Source organism: Salipiger sp. 1_MG-2023 (genome assembly GCF_030547555.1).
GTDB lineage: Bacteria > Pseudomonadota > Alphaproteobacteria > Rhodobacterales > Rhodobacteraceae > Salipiger.
On the sequence record NZ_JAUOQN010000004.1, the window covers coordinates 86,865 to 105,509 of the forward strand.

The window sequence follows — 18,645 nt, forward strand, 5'->3', positions numbered from 1 at the left end:
GGCGATGGCGCTGAAACGACATGCCCGCAACCGGCTGCTGCGCAAGCTGCTGTACCTGTCGCCGCCGCTGAGCCTTGCGGCGCTCTATGCGATGCTTATCCTGCTGGGCGGCTTGCTGTTCAAGCTCGACCTGTCGACAACCACACCGATCAGCTGGTCGGATGCGTTCTTCACCGCCGCTTCGGCAGTGACCGTGACCGGCCTTGCGGTGTTCGACTTGGGTGTGCGCTTCACCCTGTTCGGCGAAGCGGTGCTGATGGTGCTGATCCAGCTCGGCGGGCTGGGCCTGATGACCTTCGCCGTGCTGGTGCTGGCGGCGCTGCGGGTGCCGCTGGGCATCACCGGGCAGATCTATCTGCGCGAAGAGCTGAACCAAAGCTCGCTGGCCCGGCTGATGGCGCTGGTGCGCCGGATCTTTCAGGTGGTCCTCATCTGCGAGCTGCTCGGCGCGGCCCTGCTGTGCATCAGCTTCGTGCCACAGCTGGGCTGGTGGGATGGCCTGTGGTCGGCGCTGTTCCACTCGGTCTCGGCCTTCAACAACGCTGGGTTCAGCACGTTTTCCAACGGGCTGGTGCCCTTCGCCGGGGATCGCATCGTCAATACGGTGATCCCGGCGCTCTTCATTGTCGGTGGTATCGGTTATGTGGTGATCGACGACATCGTCCGCTTGCGCCGCTGGAGCGCATTTTCACTGCACACCAAGATCATGCTCACCGGCACCGTGGCACTGATCCTGCTGGGCTGTGGCGGCTTTGCCTTGCTCGAATGGCACAACCCCCACACCCTCGGCGCGATTGACAGCACCGAAACCCGGCTCTGGGCATCGTGGTTTCAGGGCGTGACCACCCGCACCGCCGGGTTCAACACCGTCGATATCGCCCATATCCATGACAGCACCGCGCTGATGATGATCTCGATGATGCTGATCGGCGGCGGCCCCACCTCGACAGCGGGCGGCATCAAAGTGACCACCTTCGTGGTGATGTGCCTTGCCACTATCGCCTTCTTTCAGCGCCGCACCCAGCTCAATGCTTTCGGGCGCTCGATCGGCCTCATCGAAGTGCTCAAGGTGATGGCGCTGACGGCGATCAGCGTGGTGCTGTGCTTCATCGGCGTCTTCGTGCTCGCCGCAACCCACGAAGGCCATTTCCTCGATGTCAGCTTCGAAGTCGCCTCTGCCTTCGGCACCGTTGGCCTGTCGCGCGGCTTCACCGACGATCTGAGCGAATCCGGCCGGACGGTGATCGCCGTCATAATGTTCATCGGCCGTGTCGGCCCGCTGACGCTGGGCTATTTCCTCGCCACCCGCTCGGCGCCGCTGGTGCGCTTCCCCGAGGGCCGCGTGCACCTCGGATAAGGCGCAGCGTCCTGCCTTCTTCTGGCCTCAAATATCCCGGGGGGAGCGCCTTGCGCGGGGGGCAGCGCCCCCCTGCCACGCCCGCATTCAGGGATGCACTTCGGTATAGGTGCCCTGCCCGGCCAGAATGCCCCGGAAACCGCCCGGCTCGTCCAGCGAGAACACGATGATGGGCAGCTTGTTGTCCCGCGCCAGCGCGATTGCCGACGCATCCATCACCTTGAGGTTCTTGATCAGCACATCGTCATAGCTCACCCGGTCGTAGCGCACCGCATCAGTGTGCTTGGCCGGATCCTTGTCGTAGATGCCATCCACCTTGGTGCCCTTGAAGATCGCCTCGCAGGCCATCTCGTTGGCGCGCAGCGTGGCCGCCGTGTCGGTGGTGAAATACGGGTTGCCGGTCCCGGCGGCAAAGATGCAGACCCGCTTTTTCTCCAGGTGACGCACGGCGCGGCGGCGAATATAGGGCTCGGCCACCTCGTCCATGCGGATCGCCGAGATCACCCGGGTATAGACCCCCTGTTCTTCCAGCGCCGATTGCATCGCCAGCGCGTTCATCACCGTTGCCAGCATGCCCATGTAATCGGCGGTGGTGCGTTCCATGCCCTGAGCCGATCCGGCAAGGCCGCGAAAGATGTTGCCGCCGCCGATCACCATGCAGATCTCGACGCCCATCTCCTGCACCGATTTCACCTCGGAGGCGATGCGCTCGACGGTGGGCGGATGCAGCCCGTAGCCCTGGTCGCCCATAAGGGCCTCTCCAGAGATTTTCAGCATAACCCGTTTGAAGGTGGTCTGGGGGGCTTGGGTCATGTTGCGCTCCGTCGTTCGCAGGGGGTAGGATCGCGGCCATATGTGGCGGAAATCCCCGCCAGCTGCAACGGCTGACACCGCAAGAGGACCGCCCTTGGCTGACAAGCTGACCATGGCCGCAATGCGCGCGGCCCCCGATCCGGACCGCCACGTTCTGATCGCCGGACCGACTGCGTCGGGAAAATCGGCGTTGGCGCTGAAAATAGCCGATCTGGCAGGCGGTATTGTTGTCAATGCCGATGCATTGCAGGTGTTTTCCGACTGGCGCATCCTGACGGCGCGCCCCTCTGCACAAGACGAGGCGCTGGCCCGGCATGAACTTTATGGCCATGTGCCGGGACAGATTGCCTATTCCGTGGGCGCATGGTTGCGCGATCTCGATCCGCTTCTGGCGCAGGGCACGCGGCTGATCATCACCGGCGGCACCGGGCTTTATTTCACCGCCCTGACCGAAGGACTGGCCGAAATACCGCCCACCCCGCCACAGATTCGCGCCGAAGCGATGGCGCGGCTCGCTGCGGACGCGCTGCCGGACATGGTGGCCGAGCTCGATTCTGCGTCGCGGGCGCGAATCGATACCGCCAACCCGATGCGCGTTCAGCGGGCATGGGAGGTTCTGCGCGCCACCGGGCGTGGCATCGCCGAGTGGCAGCAAGCCACCCCGCCGCCGCGCCTGCCGCTGGCCGAAGCACAGCCCATCCTTTTCGATGCGCCCAAGGACTGGCTGACCCCGCGAATCGAGGGCCGTTTCGAGGCCATGCTCAAGGCTGGCGCGCTGGACGAGGCGCGGGCCAACCTCGCCACATGGTCGCCGACGCTGCCTTCGGCCAAGGCCATCGGCGCGGCCGAGCTGATCGCCCATCTGCGCGGCGAGATCCCGCTGGACGAGGCGAGCCGGCGCGCCACGACCCTGACCCGCCAGTTCGCCAAGCGCCAGCGCAGCTGGTTCCGCGCCCGCATGGGGGCGTGGCCGCGCCTGTGCCCGGCGGATCTCGCTTAACTGCCCGCGTCCGCTCGCAGGGGCAGCTGCCCGAATGGGATGCCAGCTGCACGAATAGGCTGATCTGGCTCACGCAGGGCCGAGCGCGCGCCTGCTGACCGATCCGATCCGAGCCGCATCGCGCAAAGGCGCGGGTTTCACAGCCTGCCTTGTGTCCCCTGCGTCATCCGCCGCCACACCGGCCGGTCAGTAATCGGGCCGTCGCCCTCCCGCGCGGCCCGGCCATCGCAACTGACACAATTGTTCACGGCGAAAAGCCTTGCGCCCGGTGGCCGCCTTTGTCTTTCATGTCGCCGTGCAGGGGGCCGAGCCCCTGCAAGAAAGGACAGCCCCATGTCGCTTCCGCAGCCCCGACATCCCCTCGCGCAGCTGCACGCGCGCGAATTGGCCGAGGGGCGGCTGACCCGGCGCGAATTCCTGACGCGGGTCACCGCGCTTGGGGTGCCCGTGGCGGGGGCCTATGCGCTTGGCGGCCTGCCCGCCCCGGCCCGCGCCGATGAAACTGCCGAGACCGAGGGCACCACCCTGCGCATCCAGATGGAGGTGCGCGCGCTCAAGGATCCGCGCACCGCCGACTGGTCCGAGATTGCCAATATCTACCGCGGCTGGCTGGAATATCTGGTCGAATACAACAGCGATGGCAGCGTGCGCGGCATGCTGCTTGATCGCTGGGAGGTCAGCGACGACGCGTTGACCTACACGCTGCATCTGCGCCCCGGTGTGCGCTGGAACAATGGCGACGCCTTCACCGCCGAAGATGTGGCTCGGATGTTCCGCTATTGGTGCGACCGCGAGGTCGCGGGCAATTCCATGGCCGGGCGGCTGGTGTCGCTGGTCGATCACGACACCGGGCAGCTGCGCGATGGCGCGGTAACGGTGATCGATCCGCTGACCGTGACGCTGACGCTGCAAAGCCCCGACGTGGCGCTGATGGTCGGCCTGTCGGATTATCCCGCCGCCGTGGTCCATGCCAATCACGACCCGCTGACCATGCTCGACAATCCGCTTGGCACCGGCCCCTATCTGCCCGAGGCGCTCGACCCCGGCGTGCGCGCGCTGCTGGTGCGCAACACCAACCACGACTGGTGGGGGGCGCGGACCGAAGGCTTTGGCGGGGCGACGCTCGATGCCATCGAATTCATCGATTACGGCACCGATCCGGCCAGTTGGCTTGCCGCCGCCGAGGCGGGCGAAATCGACATGATGTATGAAAACATCGGCGATTTCATTGCGCTCGCCGATGCCCTCGGCTGGCAGCGCTCCGAGGTCACCACCGGCTCGACCGTGGTGCTGCGCGGCAGTCAGATCGCCAAGCTGGATGGCCGCGCGCCCTATGCCGACGCGCGCGTGCGCAAGGCGATCCAGCTGGCCATCGACAATGAGATCGCGCTTGAACTGGGCTATAGCGGTCATGGCATCGTGGCAGAAAACCATCACGTCGCTCCGGTGCATCCCGACTATGCCGCCATCGGCCCGACAGCCTATGATCCCGATGCCGCGCTGGCGCTCATGGTCGAGGCGGGCATGGAGGACTTTGCACATGAGCTGGTCACCCTTGATGACGGGCTGACCATGCGCACCGGCGATGCCTGCGCCGCGATGCTGCGCGACGCCGGGCTGAAGGTGAAACGCACGGTGCTGCCCGGCGCGCGGTTCTGGGCCGAGTGGAAAAGCTATCCGCTGTCGATCACCGAATGGAATCACCGCCCCCTTGGCATCCAGATGCTGGCGCTGGCCTATCGCAGCGGCGAGCCGTGGAACGAAAGCGGTTATGCCAACCATGACTTCGACGTTCTGGTGGGCGAAGCGCTTGGCATTGCCGAGGCCGAGGCCCGGCGCGATATCATGGCCCGGCTCGAAGCGATGCTGCAACAGGATGCGGTGATCGTGCAGCCCTACTGGCGCTCGCTCTATCGCCATGTCCGCCCCGGCGTCACCGGCGCCGAGATGCACCCCGCCTTTGAAATCCACCTCTACAAGCTGGGCCTGCGCCCCTAATCCAGAAGATCCTCGTAGCGCGCATCGGTCAGCGTCTTGAGAAACGCCACCAGCGCATCGATGCGCTGATCGTCAAGCGCCGGCCCTTCGGTCAGCTCGTCCATGGCGATGTTCTGCGCCACTTCGGGCGCGGCAAAGGGCGCGCCGGTTTCGGGATTGATCTTTCGCTTTTCGTTGCGGGTGTTGTAGGTGTTGTAGAACAGGATCACCGTGCGCAGATCCTCGAACACGCCGTTGTGCATATACGGCCCGGTCACCGCCACGTTGCGCAATGTCGGGGTGCGATAGCGCCCCTGCGTGTCTGCCGCCGCCGATACGCCGGGATTTTGCGCCAACCCGCCATCCGTTACGGTAACGCCGTTGCTCTCGCGCAAGGCGCGGTTTTCGGGCACCCCAAGGTTGTAGTAGCGATAATCGGAAAAGGTCTCTTCGGGGTCCATGGCGCTCTGGCGCAGCTGGTGGCATTCCCGGCAATTGGTGAATTGCTGCGAAAAGAACAGCAGGCGACCAAGATCCTCCTGCTTGGTCAGTTCGGCCTCGCCTCGCAGAAACCGGTCGTATTTCGAATCGAAGGGCGAGAACTCCGGCGTGCGCTCATAGGCGGCGATGGCGCGGGTCATCGCGTCAAAGCCGCTGTCGGTATCCTCCAGCACGCCCGCGCCGAACAGCGCCGCAAAGGCATCGACGTAATCGGGGTTTTCGCGCAGCCGCGCCACCACGGCAGCCTTGTCCGGCATCCCCATCTCGATCGGGTTGAGCGGTGGAGCGCCTGCCTGCGACTCGAGCGTGCCGGCCCGCCCGTCATGGAACAGCCCGCCAACCCAGTCGCCCTCTGCGTCGGGGGCGAATTCGGGAATGAACTGGGCATAGGTGGCGGTGGGCGCGTTGCGATCGCCTAGCGAGACGCCATCGTCGCCCGGAGACGCCGCCCCGCGCGGATCGGAAAAAGCGCGCGCTGGCTCATGGCAGCTGGCGCAGCTTTGCGTCCGGTTGGCCGACAGGTTGGTATCAAAGAACAATCGCTCGCCAAGCGCCGTGATGTCATCGGGCGCGCCCACCGGCGCCGAGGCGCCAAGCCCTGCCGCCAATGCGGCGATCACGGTTGCGGCAAGGATGGGGGCGGCTTTCATCTTGGCGTCTTCTGGTTGGGAACGAGGATAGGCGCGGCTTTACCCCACCCGTTGCCCTTGGTCAAATTGCCCGACGTTTTCGCTCGGGATAACCCCGATACTCAGCTGCCCCAGATGGTTTTCACATAATTTCGGGTTTCGCGGTAAGGCGGCACGCCGCCATGCTTTTCCACCGCGCCCGGCCCGGCGTTATACGCCGCCAGCGCCAGCCGCCACGAGCCGAATGTCAGATATTGCTGCTTGAGATACCGCGCCCCGCCGTCAAGGTTCTGCGCCGGGTCGAGCGGATCGACCCCAAGAGCTTTGGCGGTGAACGGCATCAGCTGGGCAAGGCCAAGCGCGCCCTTGTGCGACTTGGCCTTGGCATTCCAGTTCGATTCCTGCTTCACGAGGCGCAGGAACAGGTCTTCGGGTACGCCGTGCCGCCGGGCCGCGATGCGGGCCAGATCGACGTAAGGCCCGTTGTAGCCGCCGCGATAAACCGGCGTGCGGCCCTCGTCTGCGCCCATTGGCCCCCATTTCGTGGGCGTAACCACCGAGGGCGGCTGAAGCCGCACCGAGCTGCGGTATTGTTCCGATGCGCGGTTGTCCAGAACCCCGGTCTGTTGGCGAAACAGCATCACCCGGTTCTTGGTCGAGATCGTCTCGGCCTGCGCCAACCCCGCCGTTCCCGCACAAATTACCAGTGCAGGCAGCGCCTTGCGTGCCAATGTCAACATGAGCCAGCCTCGTCCCCGCGTGTCCCAGTCCGAAGGCGCGCTGGCCTTCGCTCTCCCTTTTGGTCGGAGCCTACAGCCGCAGGCGCTTTTTCGCTACCCCAGAGGCGCAGGACGGGCAGAAACCCGCCGCCGCTGTGTTGAACAGGTTTCGGACAGGATGCGGTGGCGATTTTCAGCGGCGCGATGTAACCCTTCAGGAACCCCCGCAAGGGAACAGAATCGAAGCAATCCAGAGAGGACGGACATGGCCGGATCGGTGAACAAGGTGATCTTGGTGGGCAATCTCGGGGCCGACCCCGAGGTGCGCAGCTTTCAGAACGGTGGCAAGGTCTGCAACCTGCGCATTGCTACCTCCGAGACGTGGAAAGACAAGAACACCGGCGAACGCCGGGAGCGCACCGAATGGCATTCGGTCGCGATCTTCTCGGAGCCGCTGGCGCGCATTGCCGAGCAGTATCTGCGCAAGGGCAGCAAGGTCTATATCGAGGGCCAGCTGGAAACCCGCAAGTGGCAGGACCAGTCCGGGCAGGATCGCTATTCGACCGAGGTCGTGCTGCGCCCCTTCCGTTCGGAACTGACGCTGCTCGACAGCCGTCAGGGCGGCGGCGGCGGCGGTGATTTCGGCGGCGGCTCGGGCGGCGGTCGTGAAAGCTACGGCGGTGGCCGCGACGAAGGCTACGGCGGTGGCGGCGGCTACGGTGGCGGCAGTGGCTCTGGCGGCGGTGGCCGCAGCGCCCCGTCGCGCGATCTCGACGACGAGATCCCGTTTTAAGCATCAAGGCCCGGCGCTCCTATCGAGGCCGGGCCTTTTTCATGCCCACGTCGCCTGTGCCCTTGACCGGCACGCCGCGGCGCGGCATGCCCTGACACATGCAATTGCTTCAGACCCCGCCCCCGGACCGGCATTCGCTCTGGGAAGACCTCGCGGCCATCGTCATCGGTACGACCCTGGTGGCGCTGGCGATTCAATTCCTGCGGGCGTCCGAGCTGTTTACCGGGCAGATCGCCGGGCTGGCACTGGTGCTGAGCTATCCGACCGGCCTGCCCTTCGGTGCGATCTTCTTTGCGCTGAACCTGCCGTTCTATGTGCTGGCGGTGCGCCAGCTTGGCTGGCGCTTTACCATCAAGAGCTTCTTCGCCGTGGCGCTGATGTCGACCATGGCCGATGCCCTGCCGCATCTGCTGACCATCAACCACCTGCACCCGGCGCTGGGCGCGTCGCTGTCGGGAATACTGGCGGGCATCGGCCTGCTGTCGCTGTTCCGGCACGGGGCGACGCTGGGCGGCATCGGGGTTGTGGCGCTGTGGCTTCAGGACACGCGCGGCATCAAGGCCGGGCATATCCAGCTTGGCTTCGATCTGAGCGTGTTCACCGTGGCGCTGTTCCTGTTCGACTGGCAACAGGTCCTGTGGTCGCTGCTGGGCGCGGTCATCCTCAACCTGTTGATCATCATGAACCACCGCCGCGACCGCTACGTCGCCCGCAGCTAGATCAGATCGCCCAGGTCGTCTCGAGCGCGCCCTTGGACCGGGCCGCTGTCAATTCGCCCGCATCCAGAAGCCCGTCACCATCGGTGTCCATCCGCATGAAATCATCGGTCGACACCTCGGGCCATGCCCTCATCACCTCAAGCATGGTGAGCGTGCCATCGTGATTGGCGTCGGCGTCCAGCCCGACCCAGTCTCCGGCGATGGCGAAAGAGGCCATCAGCCCCAGCGCGGCGGCTGCCGCTAGTCGTCCCTTCATGTCGATTTCCCTAGCCTGTACGCCGCGTTGACCGCGATCAGCGTTCCGCTGAATATCAGATCCGGTGGGGCGAGAACCATGGCAAACCTGCCCGCGACCGCAGCACCGGCAGCAGATCGCCTATGCGCAAGGCAGGCATCGGCAAGCAAGCGCGCAAAGCTTGCCTGCAAGACGCAAAAGGCCCGGCGCAATGCCGGGCCTTTCGAAGCTGTTTGAAATGGCGCGCTTACAGCGAGGCCTGATAGATCTTGTCGATGTTGCTGCCGAGCAGCGCGTTGAAATCCTCGTCCGATTGCTTTTTCGACAGGCCTTCGGCCAGCGCGCGGCTGAACGAGGCGATCATCTTGGGCTGTTTGAACAGGCGCGCGCAGGCGTCATCGGTGGTATAGCCACCCGACAGCGCCACGACGCGCACACAGCGCGGGTGGTCGGCCAGCGCGTCATACAGGCCGGGCACGTTCGGGATGGTCAGCTTGATCATCACGTCGTCGCCTTCGGGCAGCGTGTCGAGCGCGGCAAGCAATTCGGCCTTGAGGATCTCTTCGGCCTCGGCCTTGGCGGGGGCGTTGATGTCAACCTCGGGCTCGAGGATCGGCACCATGCCGGCCGCGACCACCATCTTGCCGACTTCAAGCTGCTGCTCGACCACCGCCTTGATACCGACGGCATCGGCTTCGAAGATCACCGAACGCTCTTTGGTGCCGAAGATGCCGAATTCCTGCGCGGCCTCGGTCAGCAACTCTTCGAGTCCGGGCATCGGCTTCATCAGCTGCACGCCGTTTGCCTTTTCGGCAAGGCCCTTGTCGATCTTGAGAAACGGCACCACGCCGCGCTTTTCCCAGAGATACTGCGCCGAGGGCATGCCTTCGATTTCAGCGCGCATGGTGCGCTCGAACAGGATCGCACCGAGCACCTTGGCATTGGTGAAATCGGGGGCGGTGATGATCCGGGTGCGCATCTTGTGGATCTCGCCGTACATCTCGGCTTCGCCGGAATACTCGCTTTCCTCGACGCCGTATTGCAGCAGCGCCTTGGGGGTCGATCCCCCCGACTGGTCGAGCGCCGCAATGAAGCCCCCGCCCGTTTGCATCTGAGCTTTCTGCTTTGCGAACACAGCTTTATCCTGGGCCATGAAGATCCCTCTCCCGTGCGGAAATTGTTGTCTCGGGAAGGCTTAGACCAAGTGCAAACGGATGGATAGCATCCAGATCAAGTTTAACGCTAACGGAGCGCGACTTTCAGATGAATGCCCGAACGGGCGCGCACGGTCAGAAAAGCGACCGGTTCTGGCACCCGATTCGAGACGGGTGAAAAGCGCAGATCGCGCATCAGAAGCGCCAGCAAGAGCGGGCCCTCGACCATGGCAAAACCCGCACCGGGGCACACGCGCGGCCCGGCGGAAAACGGCATATAGGCGTCGCGCGCGCATTGCTTGCCGTTTTCGCTGCCCCAGCGGGCCGGATCGAATTCATCGGGGCGCTCCCAGAGCCGCTCGTGCCGGTGCTGGTGCCATGGGCTCAGCACCACCTGCGCGCCCTTGGGCAGCTTGCGCCCGCGAAACTGCTGCCCGCCGCACGTCTCGCGCACCATCATCGGCACCGGCGGGTAAAGCCGCAGCGTCTCGCGGAACACGTCGCGGGTGATGCGCAGCTTGGCCATGTCGGCGAAATCGGCGCTCTCGCACAGACGCTGGGCTTCGGCGGCGACCTTGTCCTGCCACTCGGGGTGGGTTGCCAGCAGATACAGCGCCCATGCCAGCGCTGAGGCGCTGGTTTCATGCCCCGCCAGAAAGAAGATCGCCACCTGATCGACCATTTCATCGGTCGTGAAGGTCTCGCCCGTCACGGGATCGCGGGTGGTCATGATCTTGGTGGCCAGATCGTCGGGGGCGGTGCCCGACGCGATCTCGCGCTGGCGCGCTTCGGTCAGTTCGGTGATCAGCGCCCGGATGCGCCGCGCCGAGGCTTTGGTGTCGGCCCGGTGAAACCGCGGCACAAACCGCGGCAGCGGCAGGAAGGCGGCAAGGTTCACGATCGGCTGGCTGCGCTGATAGGCCCGGAATTCGTGAAACACCCGGCTGGCAAGATCGTCTTCGATAGGGATCGAGAACAGCGTACGAAAAATGATGTCGGCGGCGGCGTGGCTGGTCTGTTCCTCGATCTCGACCGTGTCGCCCGCGCGGCTGCGCAGCCGGGCGCGGGCCGCCTGACTGGCCTGCCACATGGCGGGAAAGGTCTCGCGCAGGCGCCCGCCCTCGAAGGCCGGATCGATGATGCGCCGCTGCCTGAGCCATTTTGCGCCATTGGTCAGAAACACCGACTCGCCCAGCAGCGGGCGCAGCCCTTCGGCGATGCGCCCCGACTTGGGAAACGCCATCGGGCTTTCCTTCAGCACGGTCTTCACCAGATCGGGCTGGTTGATCAGGTAGCTGCGAAAGAATGGCGTGCGGAATTCGGCCATCCACGCCCGGTAAAGCCGCGCCGGCTGCGCCGACAGGATATCTTGGCGAAACAGTCGCAGATAGCGCAGCAGCGAAACCTTGTCGGGCCGTGAGGGTGGCTTGGGCGGGATCATGGCGCGGTGCTGGTGAATTTGCTGGCGGGCAGCTCGATGCGGCTGGCCGAAGGGGGGCGACCCGCGTAGCGGCTGCGCAAGGTCAGCGGGCCGGCGGTGATGCGGAAATAATCGTAATCCAGCGGCTGATCGAAGGCACACAGATACTGAAAATGCAGCCGGAAGAACCGCCAGCGCAATTCAGCCCACCGCGCCGGGCTGAGCGATCTGGTAAATTGCGCCGAGAATACCAGCGGCCAGAGCTTGCTTTCGGGGGCGACGCCGCTGACCGCCACCGGATCGCACAGCGCAAAGGCGCAGCCGTCGCCGGGCGCGGTGACGTCGATCCATGCGATCTCCGGGCGCATCGACAGATCGGCCAGATCGGCGCGCAGCCGCCATGCGCCGCGCAGGAACGACACCATCGGCACCACCTGCCCGAGGCTGAGAAACGCCAGCTGCGGCCCCTGCGCAGGCAGGGGCCCGGCGCGGGCAAGATCCGCAAGGATCGACACCGCCAGATGCGCGCCAGAGCTGTGACCGACCACCAGCACCTCGTCGACATCCTCGCGCAGCGCCGCCGCGATGATCTGCCCGAACTCCGCCATGCGGGCTTCAAGCTCAGGGGGATTGGCGCCCTTGTGCTGCGCCGAATAGGCGTAATCATGCATCAGATAATAGGCGAACAGCTTGCCGTCCTTCGCCTTGAACCAGCGCAGGATCAGCACGGCCACAGCCGCGCCCGCAACGGCGCCAAGCAGCGTGGCCACGACACCGATCCACGGCGCCAGCAGAGCCACAATTTTCAGGACGGCCCAGCCAGCCAACAGCGCGAGCAGAAGTTGCAACAACAGCGCCCCGACCGGGTAAAGCGCCGCGATCACCGGCCCCTTGCGCAGCCGCATCAGACGGCGCAGCGCCCCGGTCGCGATGTATTCCCAAGCGGTGCGCAGCAGTTGCAGATAGGTCGCGGAGATGCTGGTCGACATGCTGGCGCGCACGATGTCGGACCAGACCAGCACCTCGATATCGGTCTGAACCCGCGCGCCATCCTGCGTGCTGACCACGTGCCAGCCATAAGGCCCGCCGCCCGCTTTTGGCGACAGCGCGATATCGTATCCGCTGATGGCGGCCTGCGCCGTGCCCTCCTTGCGGTAAAGCTCGCGGTAGCGGCGCGGATGAATCGGATCATAGCCGGGGATGTAGAACACCCGCCTGCGCCGCACCTCCTGCCCGCTCATCAACGCTCCGTCCCTGTTGCTGCCTCTTGTGCCACCCTGACCGTGATGGATCACTTGGGCAAGAGCGCGGCGCAGCGATGGTCAAATGTGCAACAGGGCGCGGATTCGCGCCCACACCGGCGTCAGCCCAGCGTGGCGAGGCCCGGAAAGGTCTCGAGTAGCCAGAAGGAAAACGCCGAAAAGCCCCCCGTCAGCATCAGCAAGCCGATGGTCCAGAGCAACAGGCCCATCAGGCGCTCGATCCGCTCCATGTGGCGTTTCATCCACGACATGACGCCGCCGAGTTTGCCAAGGAAGGCCGCGACCAGCAGAAACGGAATGCCGAGCCCCGCCGCATAGACGCCCAGCAGCAAGGTGCCCCGCGCCACCGAGGCTTCGGAGGCCGCCAGCGTCAGGATCGCCCCCAGCTGCGGGCCGATGCAGGGCGTCCAGCCAAAGGCAAAGGCCAGCCCCAGCAGATAGGCGCCAAAGGCAGACCCGCCCCGATCACCGACATCAAGTCGCGCCTCGCGGTCGAGAAAGCCGATGCGATACACCCCAACAAAATGCGCGCCAAAGATCATTACGACGATGCCAGCCGCCGTATTCAGCGCCTGCTGGTATTGCAGCAGCGCCAGTCCAAGCGCCGAGGCGGCAAAGCCCAGCAACAGGAACACCGTCGACAGACCCATTACGAAGAACAGTGCCGGAAGCAACACCTTGCCGGACCGCCCCTGCACCTCGGCCATCGAGATGCCGCTCATATAGGCCAGATAGGGTGGCACCACGGGCAGCACGCAAGGGCTGAGAAAAGAGATCACCCCAGCGGCAAGCGCCACCATCATCGCCGGCAGAAGGCTGGCATCTATAAGATCGATTCCGAACATGGTGCTTTCCTAGAAGATCGGGCCGCCTTCGTCACGCGGCGGGCTGTCACAAGCGCGTGGAGCGCAACGATTGCATGGGGTTTCATCTGTAGTGCCACGGTTTTGCGATCAGGGATGTGGCTTTATGCACTGGTTTGAAATGCAAAACGCCCCGGATGCTCTCCGGGGCGTTTGCGTTTTCTCGGTACCAGGACCGGGGTCAGTTGCCCATCGACCACCAGCCGCGGCGCTTGGGCTTGCCATCATCCTCGGCACCACCCGCATCGACCGTTTCAGCGACGGGGGGCGCTTCGGGCTGCGGCGTTTCGGCGGGCGCGTCTTCAACCTGCGGTGCGGGCTGTTCGGCCTGCGGCGCGGGCTGTTCGGCCACCGGAGCAGGCTCTTCGGCTTGAGGCGCAGCTGCGACCTCTTGCTCTACAGGCGCGACGCTTTCAGAGGCCTGCGCAACCTCGGGGGCGGGAGCCGCCTCGGGCTGCGGCGATGCTTCGGCGACCGGCTCGGCGGGCTGTTCCACTGGCGCATCTTCGACGACCGGAGTGGGCGCCGGGGCGGGAGCTTCCTCGATCACCGGCTCCTGAGCCGGGACGACGGGCTCCGGCGCAGCCTCTGCGACAGGCTCGGCCTGTGCGCTTTCGCCAGCCGGTTCAGCTGCGGGCGCGGCCTCTGGCGCGGGCGCCGCTTCGGCCTCGTCGGCCTTCGGCTTGCGCGTCCGGGTCCGGCGGCTACGGGTCCGCTTGGGCTTGCTTTCCTCGGTCGGTTCCGGGGTTTCGGCAGGCGCTTCCTCTGTCACCACCTCAACCGAGGCTGCGACCACTTCGGCGGGTGTTTCGACGGCTTCAGGCGCATCATCAGAGCCGGCGCCGTCGGAGTCAGCGCGATCGCCATCGGACGTGTCATCCTTGTCCTTCGAGCGCGACCGCCGACGCCGGCGACGGCGCTTCTTGGGCTTGGTTTCGTCCTCGCCTTCGGCTTCGGGGGCGCTGGCCTCCTGCGTCTGGGCTTCGGTCTCGGCCTCGACCTCGGTCTCCTCTTCGGCGACATCGAGATCTTCGTCGATCTCGTCCATCAGCGTGGTGTCGACAGAAACCACCGGCACGACCACTTCGGGCACAGAGCGCGTCGCGGTCTTGAACTTCTCCATGGTGAAGTCCGGCGAGACGAGATGCAGATCGCCCTCGATGCGCACGGACATGCCATAGCGCGCCTCGATCATGGCGACATGCTCGCGCTTCTGGTTCATCAGGTAGTTGGCGATGCTGACCGGCACCTTGACCAGAACTTCGCGCGAACGGCGGCGGGTGCCTTCCTCTTCGATCTGGCGCAGGATGTTCAGCGCCATATTGTCATCGGAGCGGATCAGGCCGGTGCCGTGGCAGGCCGGGCACGGCTGGGTCGTCGCCTCGATCATGCCGGGGCGCAGACGCTGACGCGACATTTCCATCAGGCCAAAGCCCGAGATCCGGCCAACCTGAATGCGGGCGCGGTCGGTCTTGAGCTTGTCCTTGATCTTTTTCTCGACGGCGGCGTTGTTCTTGCGCTCTTCCATGTCGATGAAATCGATCACGATCAGCCCGGCAAGGTCACGCAGACGCAGCTGGCGTGCCACCTCTTCGGCGGCTTCGAGGTTGGTCTTGAGCGCAGTTTCCTCGATCGAGCCTTCCTTGGTGGCGCGGCCCGAGTTCACGTCGATCGCCACCAGCGCCTCGGTCACACCGATCACGATATAGCCGCCGGATTTCAGCTGCACCGTCGGGTTGAACATCGACGACAGGTAGCTTTCCACCTGATAGCGTGCAAACAGCGGCATCGATTCAGCGTAATGCTTCACGTTCTTGGCGTGGGACGGCATGATCATCTTCATGAAGTCCTTGGCGATCCGGTAGCCCTTTTCGCCTTCGACATGCACCTCGTCGATGTCGCGGTTATAGAGGTCGCGGATCGACCGCTTGATCAGGTCGCCTTCCTCGTAGATCTTGGCGGGCGCGATGGACTTCAGCGTCAGTTCGCGGATCTGTTCCCACAGGCGCTGCAGGTATTCGTAATCGCGCTTGATCTCGGTCTTGGTGCGCTTGGCGCCAGCGGTCCGGATGATCAGCCCCGCGCCCTTGGGCACGTCGATTTCCTGCGCGATCTGCTTGAGCTTGGAGCGGTCGGCGGCGTTGGTGATCTTGCGCGAGATGCCGCCACCACGGGCGGTGTTGGGCATCAGCACGCAGTAGCGCCCGGCAAGCGACAGGTAGGTGGTCAGCGCGGCGCCCTTGTTGCCACGCTCTTCCTTGACCACCTGCACCAGCATGATCTGGCGAACCTTGACGACTTCCTGAATCTTGTACTTGCGCGCACGGGGCTTGCGCACCGGGCGGATGTCTTCCTCGGTGTCATCGTCGGCGACGGATTCGATGCTGTCATCGCCATTGTCCTGATCCGGCTCGTCGTCGCCATCGTCATTCTGCTCGTCATCGGACGAATAGCTGGCCGGGGCCTCGTCTTGCGATGCCTCGTCTTCCGGGGTCGCATCCGGAACCGGTGCTGGCGTCACAGCCGTCTCGGCGTCAGCGGCGGGCTCGCCCGCAGGGGTGGCCTGTGCGTCGTCAGCGGCTTCGGTGTCATCGCCAAGGTCGATGGTTTCCATGCCCGAGATCTCGGAGACCTCGGCGCCGGTGGTCTTGTCTTCGGTCTTGGTCTTTTCAGCCTTGGTGCGCGAGCGCGAACGGCGCGAGCGAGAGCTGCGCTTGGGCTTGTCGTCTTCTTCCTCTTCCGCCTCGGCGGCAAAGGCGGCCTCTTCTTCCATCAGCGCCTGACGATCGGCGACCGGGATCTGGTAGTAATCGGGGTGAATTTCCGAGAACGCCAGAAAACCGTGACGATTGCCACCGTAATCGACAAACGCCGCCTGAAGCGAGGGCTCTACCCGCGTGACCTTGGCGAGATAGATATTTCCGGCGAGTTGCCGTTTGTTCTCGGATTCGAAATCGAATTCCTCGACCTTGTTTCCGTCGACCACCACGACGCGGGTTTCCTCCGCGTGGGTGGCGTCGATAAGCATTTTCTTGGGCATGGTATCCGTCTGCACGGCGCATGCGCCCGTGACCCGCCCGGAGGCGGTTTCAAAGGTGTTGCGGCGTGGCTTGTCTGGGCGAGTTGCGGCGCGCAGGCACGGGAAGACGATCCGTCTTCGCCCGAGTGCCTGATGTTCGTCGCACGCTTCATCGCGTTTCTTCTCCGACGCATGTCCGTATCCCCGTCACGGGGTATCCGCCTGCGCCTGTTTGAGGCCCTCCGCCTGAGCGGTTCGGGCAGTCTTCGTGTGACCTTGCGGCCCGATCGGTCTGCGACGGCTTCCCGGTAGGGGATGCGGCGGCGCAGCGAAACTCATTGGGCGGTCGCAGTGCGACCACCTCAGCTAAAGCATAAGGGAAGTGCTGTGGAAAAGACAATATCCAATGTGACGGCGCTATGTCGGCTGCGCAGGGCGGTTTTGGCGGGAAAATTCACCGCAGCGGGCAGCGCAGCTTGGCGAAGACGGCCTGCCAGTTGGTCAGGGGCGCGCCACGGCCCGCAGTTAATCCCGACCAAGGCAAATGGCGATGCAACCGCACGGCGCCCTGGCGCGTTAAACACAACACGCGCCGCATGGCGTGGATGATCAGGGAAAAGGAGCAAGACATGATCCGCAAGAAGGGATCGGCGAACTGGCAAGGCGGCCTCAAGGACGGGACCGGCACGATTTCGACGGAATCCGGCGTGCTTGATGCTGTCAACTACGGCTTCAACAAGCGGTTCGAAGGCGCGCCCGGCAGCAACCCCGAAGAGCTGATCGCTGCCGCCCATGCCAGCTGCTTTTCCATGGCGCTGAGCATGGTTCTGGGCGAGGCGGGCTTCACCGCCGATGACATCTCGACCGAGGCAACTGTGTCGCTTGAAAAGCAGGACGGCGGCTTCGCGGTGACCAAGAGCCATCTCGTGGTGACGGCCAAGGTGCCGAACGCGTCAGAGGCCGAGTTTGCAGAGGCGGCGAACACCGCCAAGGCGAACTGTCCGATCTCGAAGCTGCTGAACGCCGAGATCACCATGGAGGCCACGCTGGTTTGAGACATGGCTGTTTCTTTGGTTAATCATAAAGGCGGCGTCCGATGATCGGGCGCCGCTTTGTTGCTGAGGTTGGAGGGGGGCCAGCCCCCCGCGCTTCGCGCCCCCCCGGAGTTTACCGGGCAAGATGAAGACGGGGCGCAGCGCGTCGGGCCGACGGTGTCGAGAGCCTGTCAGCCGAAGCTTTTGAGCCGCTTGACCAGGCTCGACGTGTCCCAGCGCCCGCCGCCCATGTTCTGCACATCCTTGTAGAACTGATCGACAAGGGCCGTGACCGGCAGCGAGGCGCCGTTTTCCTCGGCGGTGGCGAGGCAGATCGCGAGGTCCTTGCGCATCCAGTCGACCGCGAACCCATGTTCGAACTTGTCGTCGAGCATGGTTTCGTAACGGTTGACCATCTGCCACGAGCCTGCCGCCCCGCCGCCGATCACCTCGACCACCTTGCGCGCGTCGATCCCGGCCTTTTCGGCAAAGGCCAGCCCTTCGGAGAGGCCCTGCACCAGCCCGGCGATACAGATCTGGTTGACGCTTTTGGCCACCTGCCCCGCGCCGCTGTCGCCGATGCGGCGGCAGAGCTTGGAATAGGCGTCGATCACCGGCTCGGCGGCATCGTATTGCGCCTGCTCGCCGCCGCACATCACCACCAGCTGGCCGTTTTCGGCACCGGCCTGTCCGCCGGAGACGGGCGCATCGACGAACCCCTTGCCCTGCTCTGCTGCGATCGCCTGAAGCTCGCGCGTCACCATCGGGCTGACGGTGGTGTGATCGACGAAGATCGCCCCGGCCGCCATGCCCGCGAAAGCGCCGTCTCCACCAAGGCAGACGCTGCGCAGATCATCGTCATTGCCGACGCAGGCCATCACGAAATCGGCGCCCATCGCCGCCTCGCGCGGGGTCGGTGCGGCGGCTCCGCCATGTTCGGTGGCCCATTTTTCGGCTTTGGAGACGGTTCGGTTGTAGACGGTGACCTCGTGCCCGGCGCGGGCCAGGTGGCCGGCCATCGGGTATCCCATCACCCCGAGGCCCAGAAAGGCGCATTTCGCCATTGGTTCAAGCTCCCGTTATCGTTGTCATCTGTGACCTACGCCGCTGGCCGCGCTCTTGGCAAGGGGGCGGGGAGACGATAAGCCAG

Annotated in this window: 16 protein-coding genes; 6 read left to right on the forward strand and 10 right to left on the reverse strand. The window is 64.8% G+C overall.

Annotated elements, in window-relative coordinates; all coding sequences use genetic code 11:
* Window positions 1–4: 4 nt before the first annotated feature.
* Window positions 5–1,357: a TrkH family potassium uptake protein gene (locus Q4543_RS03675; RefSeq protein ID WP_303436402.1), complete on the forward strand. Its 1,353-nt coding sequence runs from the start codon at window positions 5–7 to the stop codon at window positions 1,355–1,357.
* An 87-nt stretch (window positions 1,358–1,444) separates the two neighbouring features.
* Here the strand turns inward: Q4543_RS03675 and pyrH are convergent, their stop codons facing one another.
* Window positions 1,445–2,170: a UMP kinase gene (gene pyrH, locus Q4543_RS03680; protein ID WP_216004820.1), complete on the reverse strand. Its 726-nt coding sequence runs from the start codon at window positions 2,168–2,170 to the stop codon at window positions 1,445–1,447.
* 112 nt (window positions 2,171–2,282) lie between these two features.
* Here pyrH and miaA point away from each other — a divergent pair, with 112 nt between their 5' ends.
* Together miaA and Q4543_RS03690 are read left to right on the forward strand one after the other, a co-directional pair.
* On the forward strand, window positions 2,283–3,170 hold the full coding sequence (gene miaA / locus Q4543_RS03685; protein ID WP_303436445.1) for a tRNA (adenosine(37)-N6)-dimethylallyltransferase MiaA: 888 nt from the start codon (window positions 2,283–2,285) through the stop codon (window positions 3,168–3,170).
* A 333-nt stretch (window positions 3,171–3,503) separates the two neighbouring features.
* Entirely contained in the window at window positions 3,504–5,168 is a 1,665-nt protein-coding gene (locus Q4543_RS03690) for an ABC transporter substrate-binding protein (RefSeq protein WP_303436403.1), read from the forward strand.
* Here the strand turns inward: Q4543_RS03690 and Q4543_RS03695 are convergent.
* Both Q4543_RS03695 and Q4543_RS03700 read right to left on the reverse strand, forming a co-directional pair.
* On the reverse strand, window positions 5,165–6,298 hold the full coding sequence (locus tag Q4543_RS03695; protein WP_303436404.1) for a cytochrome-c peroxidase: 1,134 nt from the start codon (window positions 6,296–6,298) through the stop codon (window positions 5,165–5,167). The genes Q4543_RS03690 and Q4543_RS03695 overlap by 4 nt on opposite strands.
* 101 nt (window positions 6,299–6,399) lie before the next feature.
* Window positions 6,400–7,017: a lytic transglycosylase domain-containing protein gene (locus Q4543_RS03700; RefSeq protein WP_303436405.1), complete on the reverse strand. Its 618-nt coding sequence runs from the start codon at window positions 7,015–7,017 to the stop codon at window positions 6,400–6,402.
* 244 nt (window positions 7,018–7,261) lie between these two features.
* Between Q4543_RS03700 and ssb the strand changes: the two genes are divergently transcribed.
* Together ssb and Q4543_RS03710 are read left to right on the forward strand one after the other, a co-directional pair.
* Window positions 7,262–7,789, forward strand: a complete 528-nt coding sequence (ssb, locus tag Q4543_RS03705; RefSeq protein WP_303436406.1) for a single-stranded DNA-binding protein — start codon at window positions 7,262–7,264, stop codon at window positions 7,787–7,789.
* Window positions 7,790–7,887: 98 nt separating this feature from the next.
* A complete protein-coding gene (locus Q4543_RS03710) occupies window positions 7,888–8,508 on the forward strand; it encodes a YitT family protein (protein WP_303436407.1) in 621 nt (206 codons plus the stop codon).
* 1 nt (window position 8,509) lies between these two features.
* On the opposite strand, the gene Q4543_RS03715 is transcribed toward Q4543_RS03710, so the two are convergent.
* The 6 genes from Q4543_RS03715 to Q4543_RS03740 form a co-directional block, all read right to left on the reverse strand.
* Window positions 8,510–8,764 carry a hypothetical protein gene (locus Q4543_RS03715; protein ID WP_303436408.1) on the reverse strand — a complete coding sequence of 85 codons (255 nt, stop codon included), beginning with the start codon at window positions 8,762–8,764 and terminating at the stop codon, window positions 8,510–8,512.
* A 226-nt stretch (window positions 8,765–8,990) separates the two neighbouring features.
* Complete coding sequence (locus Q4543_RS03720) at window positions 8,991–9,896, reverse strand: fructose bisphosphate aldolase (RefSeq protein ID WP_303436409.1); 906 nt, start codon at window positions 9,894–9,896, stop codon at window positions 8,991–8,993.
* Window positions 9,897–9,985: 89 nt separating this feature from the next.
* Window positions 9,986–11,338, reverse strand: a complete 1,353-nt coding sequence (locus Q4543_RS03725; RefSeq protein ID WP_303436411.1) for a cytochrome P450 — start codon at window positions 11,336–11,338, stop codon at window positions 9,986–9,988.
* A complete protein-coding gene (locus Q4543_RS03730) occupies window positions 11,335–12,558 on the reverse strand; it encodes a hypothetical protein (protein WP_303436413.1) in 1,224 nt (407 codons plus the stop codon). The genes Q4543_RS03725 and Q4543_RS03730 overlap by 4 nt, the downstream gene beginning before the upstream one ends.
* A gap of 122 nt (window positions 12,559–12,680) precedes the next feature.
* Entirely contained in the window at window positions 12,681–13,424 is a 744-nt protein-coding gene (locus Q4543_RS03735; protein WP_216004810.1) for a cytochrome c biogenesis CcdA family protein, read from the reverse strand.
* 199 nt (window positions 13,425–13,623) lie between these two features.
* Window positions 13,624–16,482, reverse strand: a complete 2,859-nt coding sequence (locus tag Q4543_RS03740) for an Rne/Rng family ribonuclease (protein ID WP_303436414.1) — start codon at window positions 16,480–16,482, stop codon at window positions 13,624–13,626.
* 608 nt (window positions 16,483–17,090) lie between these two features.
* On the opposite strand from Q4543_RS03740, the gene Q4543_RS03745 reads away from it, so the two are divergent.
* Window positions 17,091–17,516: an OsmC family protein gene (locus Q4543_RS03745; protein WP_303436415.1), complete on the forward strand. Its 426-nt coding sequence runs from the start codon at window positions 17,091–17,093 to the stop codon at window positions 17,514–17,516.
* A 170-nt stretch (window positions 17,517–17,686) separates the two neighbouring features.
* Here the strand turns inward: Q4543_RS03745 and Q4543_RS03750 are convergent, their stop codons facing one another.
* Window positions 17,687–18,559 carry an NAD(P)-dependent oxidoreductase gene (locus Q4543_RS03750; RefSeq protein ID WP_303436416.1) on the reverse strand — a complete coding sequence of 291 codons (873 nt, stop codon included), beginning with the start codon at window positions 18,557–18,559 and terminating at the stop codon, window positions 17,687–17,689.
* Between the last annotated feature and the right edge of the window lie 86 nt (window positions 18,560–18,645).

What these genes read in the sequence shown, in the direction of transcription:
- Q4543_RS03675 (WP_303436402.1), top strand. Translation starts at nt 5, where the DNA reads ATGGCGCTGAAACGACATGCCCGCAACCGGCTGCTGCGCAAGCTGCTG.
- pyrH (WP_216004820.1), bottom strand. Translation starts at nt 2,170, where the DNA reads ATGACCCAAGCCCCCCAGACCACCTTCAAACGGGTTATGCTGAAAATC.
- miaA (WP_303436445.1), top strand. Translation starts at nt 2,283, where the DNA reads ATGGCCGCAATGCGCGCGGCCCCCGATCCGGACCGCCACGTTCTGATC.
- Q4543_RS03690 (WP_303436403.1), top strand. Translation starts at nt 3,504, where the DNA reads ATGTCGCTTCCGCAGCCCCGACATCCCCTCGCGCAGCTGCACGCGCGC.
- Q4543_RS03695 (WP_303436404.1), bottom strand. Translation starts at nt 6,298, where the DNA reads ATGAAAGCCGCCCCCATCCTTGCCGCAACCGTGATCGCCGCATTGGCG.
- Q4543_RS03700 (WP_303436405.1), bottom strand. Translation starts at nt 7,017, where the DNA reads ATGTTGACATTGGCACGCAAGGCGCTGCCTGCACTGGTAATTTGTGCG.
- ssb (WP_303436406.1), top strand. Translation starts at nt 7,262, where the DNA reads ATGGCCGGATCGGTGAACAAGGTGATCTTGGTGGGCAATCTCGGGGCC.
- Q4543_RS03710 (WP_303436407.1), top strand. Translation starts at nt 7,888, where the DNA reads ATGCAATTGCTTCAGACCCCGCCCCCGGACCGGCATTCGCTCTGGGAA.
- Q4543_RS03715 (WP_303436408.1), bottom strand. Translation starts at nt 8,764, where the DNA reads ATGAAGGGACGACTAGCGGCAGCCGCCGCGCTGGGGCTGATGGCCTCT.
- Q4543_RS03720 (WP_303436409.1), bottom strand. Translation starts at nt 9,896, where the DNA reads ATGGCCCAGGATAAAGCTGTGTTCGCAAAGCAGAAAGCTCAGATGCAA.
- Q4543_RS03725 (WP_303436411.1), bottom strand. Translation starts at nt 11,338, where the DNA reads ATGATCCCGCCCAAGCCACCCTCACGGCCCGACAAGGTTTCGCTGCTG.
- Q4543_RS03730 (WP_303436413.1), bottom strand. Translation starts at nt 12,558, where the DNA reads ATGAGCGGGCAGGAGGTGCGGCGCAGGCGGGTGTTCTACATCCCCGGC.
- Q4543_RS03735 (WP_216004810.1), bottom strand. Translation starts at nt 13,424, where the DNA reads ATGTTCGGAATCGATCTTATAGATGCCAGCCTTCTGCCGGCGATGATG.
- Q4543_RS03740 (WP_303436414.1), bottom strand. Translation starts at nt 16,482, where the DNA reads ATGCCCAAGAAAATGCTTATCGACGCCACCCACGCGGAGGAAACCCGC.
- Q4543_RS03745 (WP_303436415.1), top strand. Translation starts at nt 17,091, where the DNA reads ATGATCCGCAAGAAGGGATCGGCGAACTGGCAAGGCGGCCTCAAGGAC.
- Q4543_RS03750 (WP_303436416.1), bottom strand. Translation starts at nt 18,559, where the DNA reads ATGGCGAAATGCGCCTTTCTGGGCCTCGGGGTGATGGGATACCCGATG.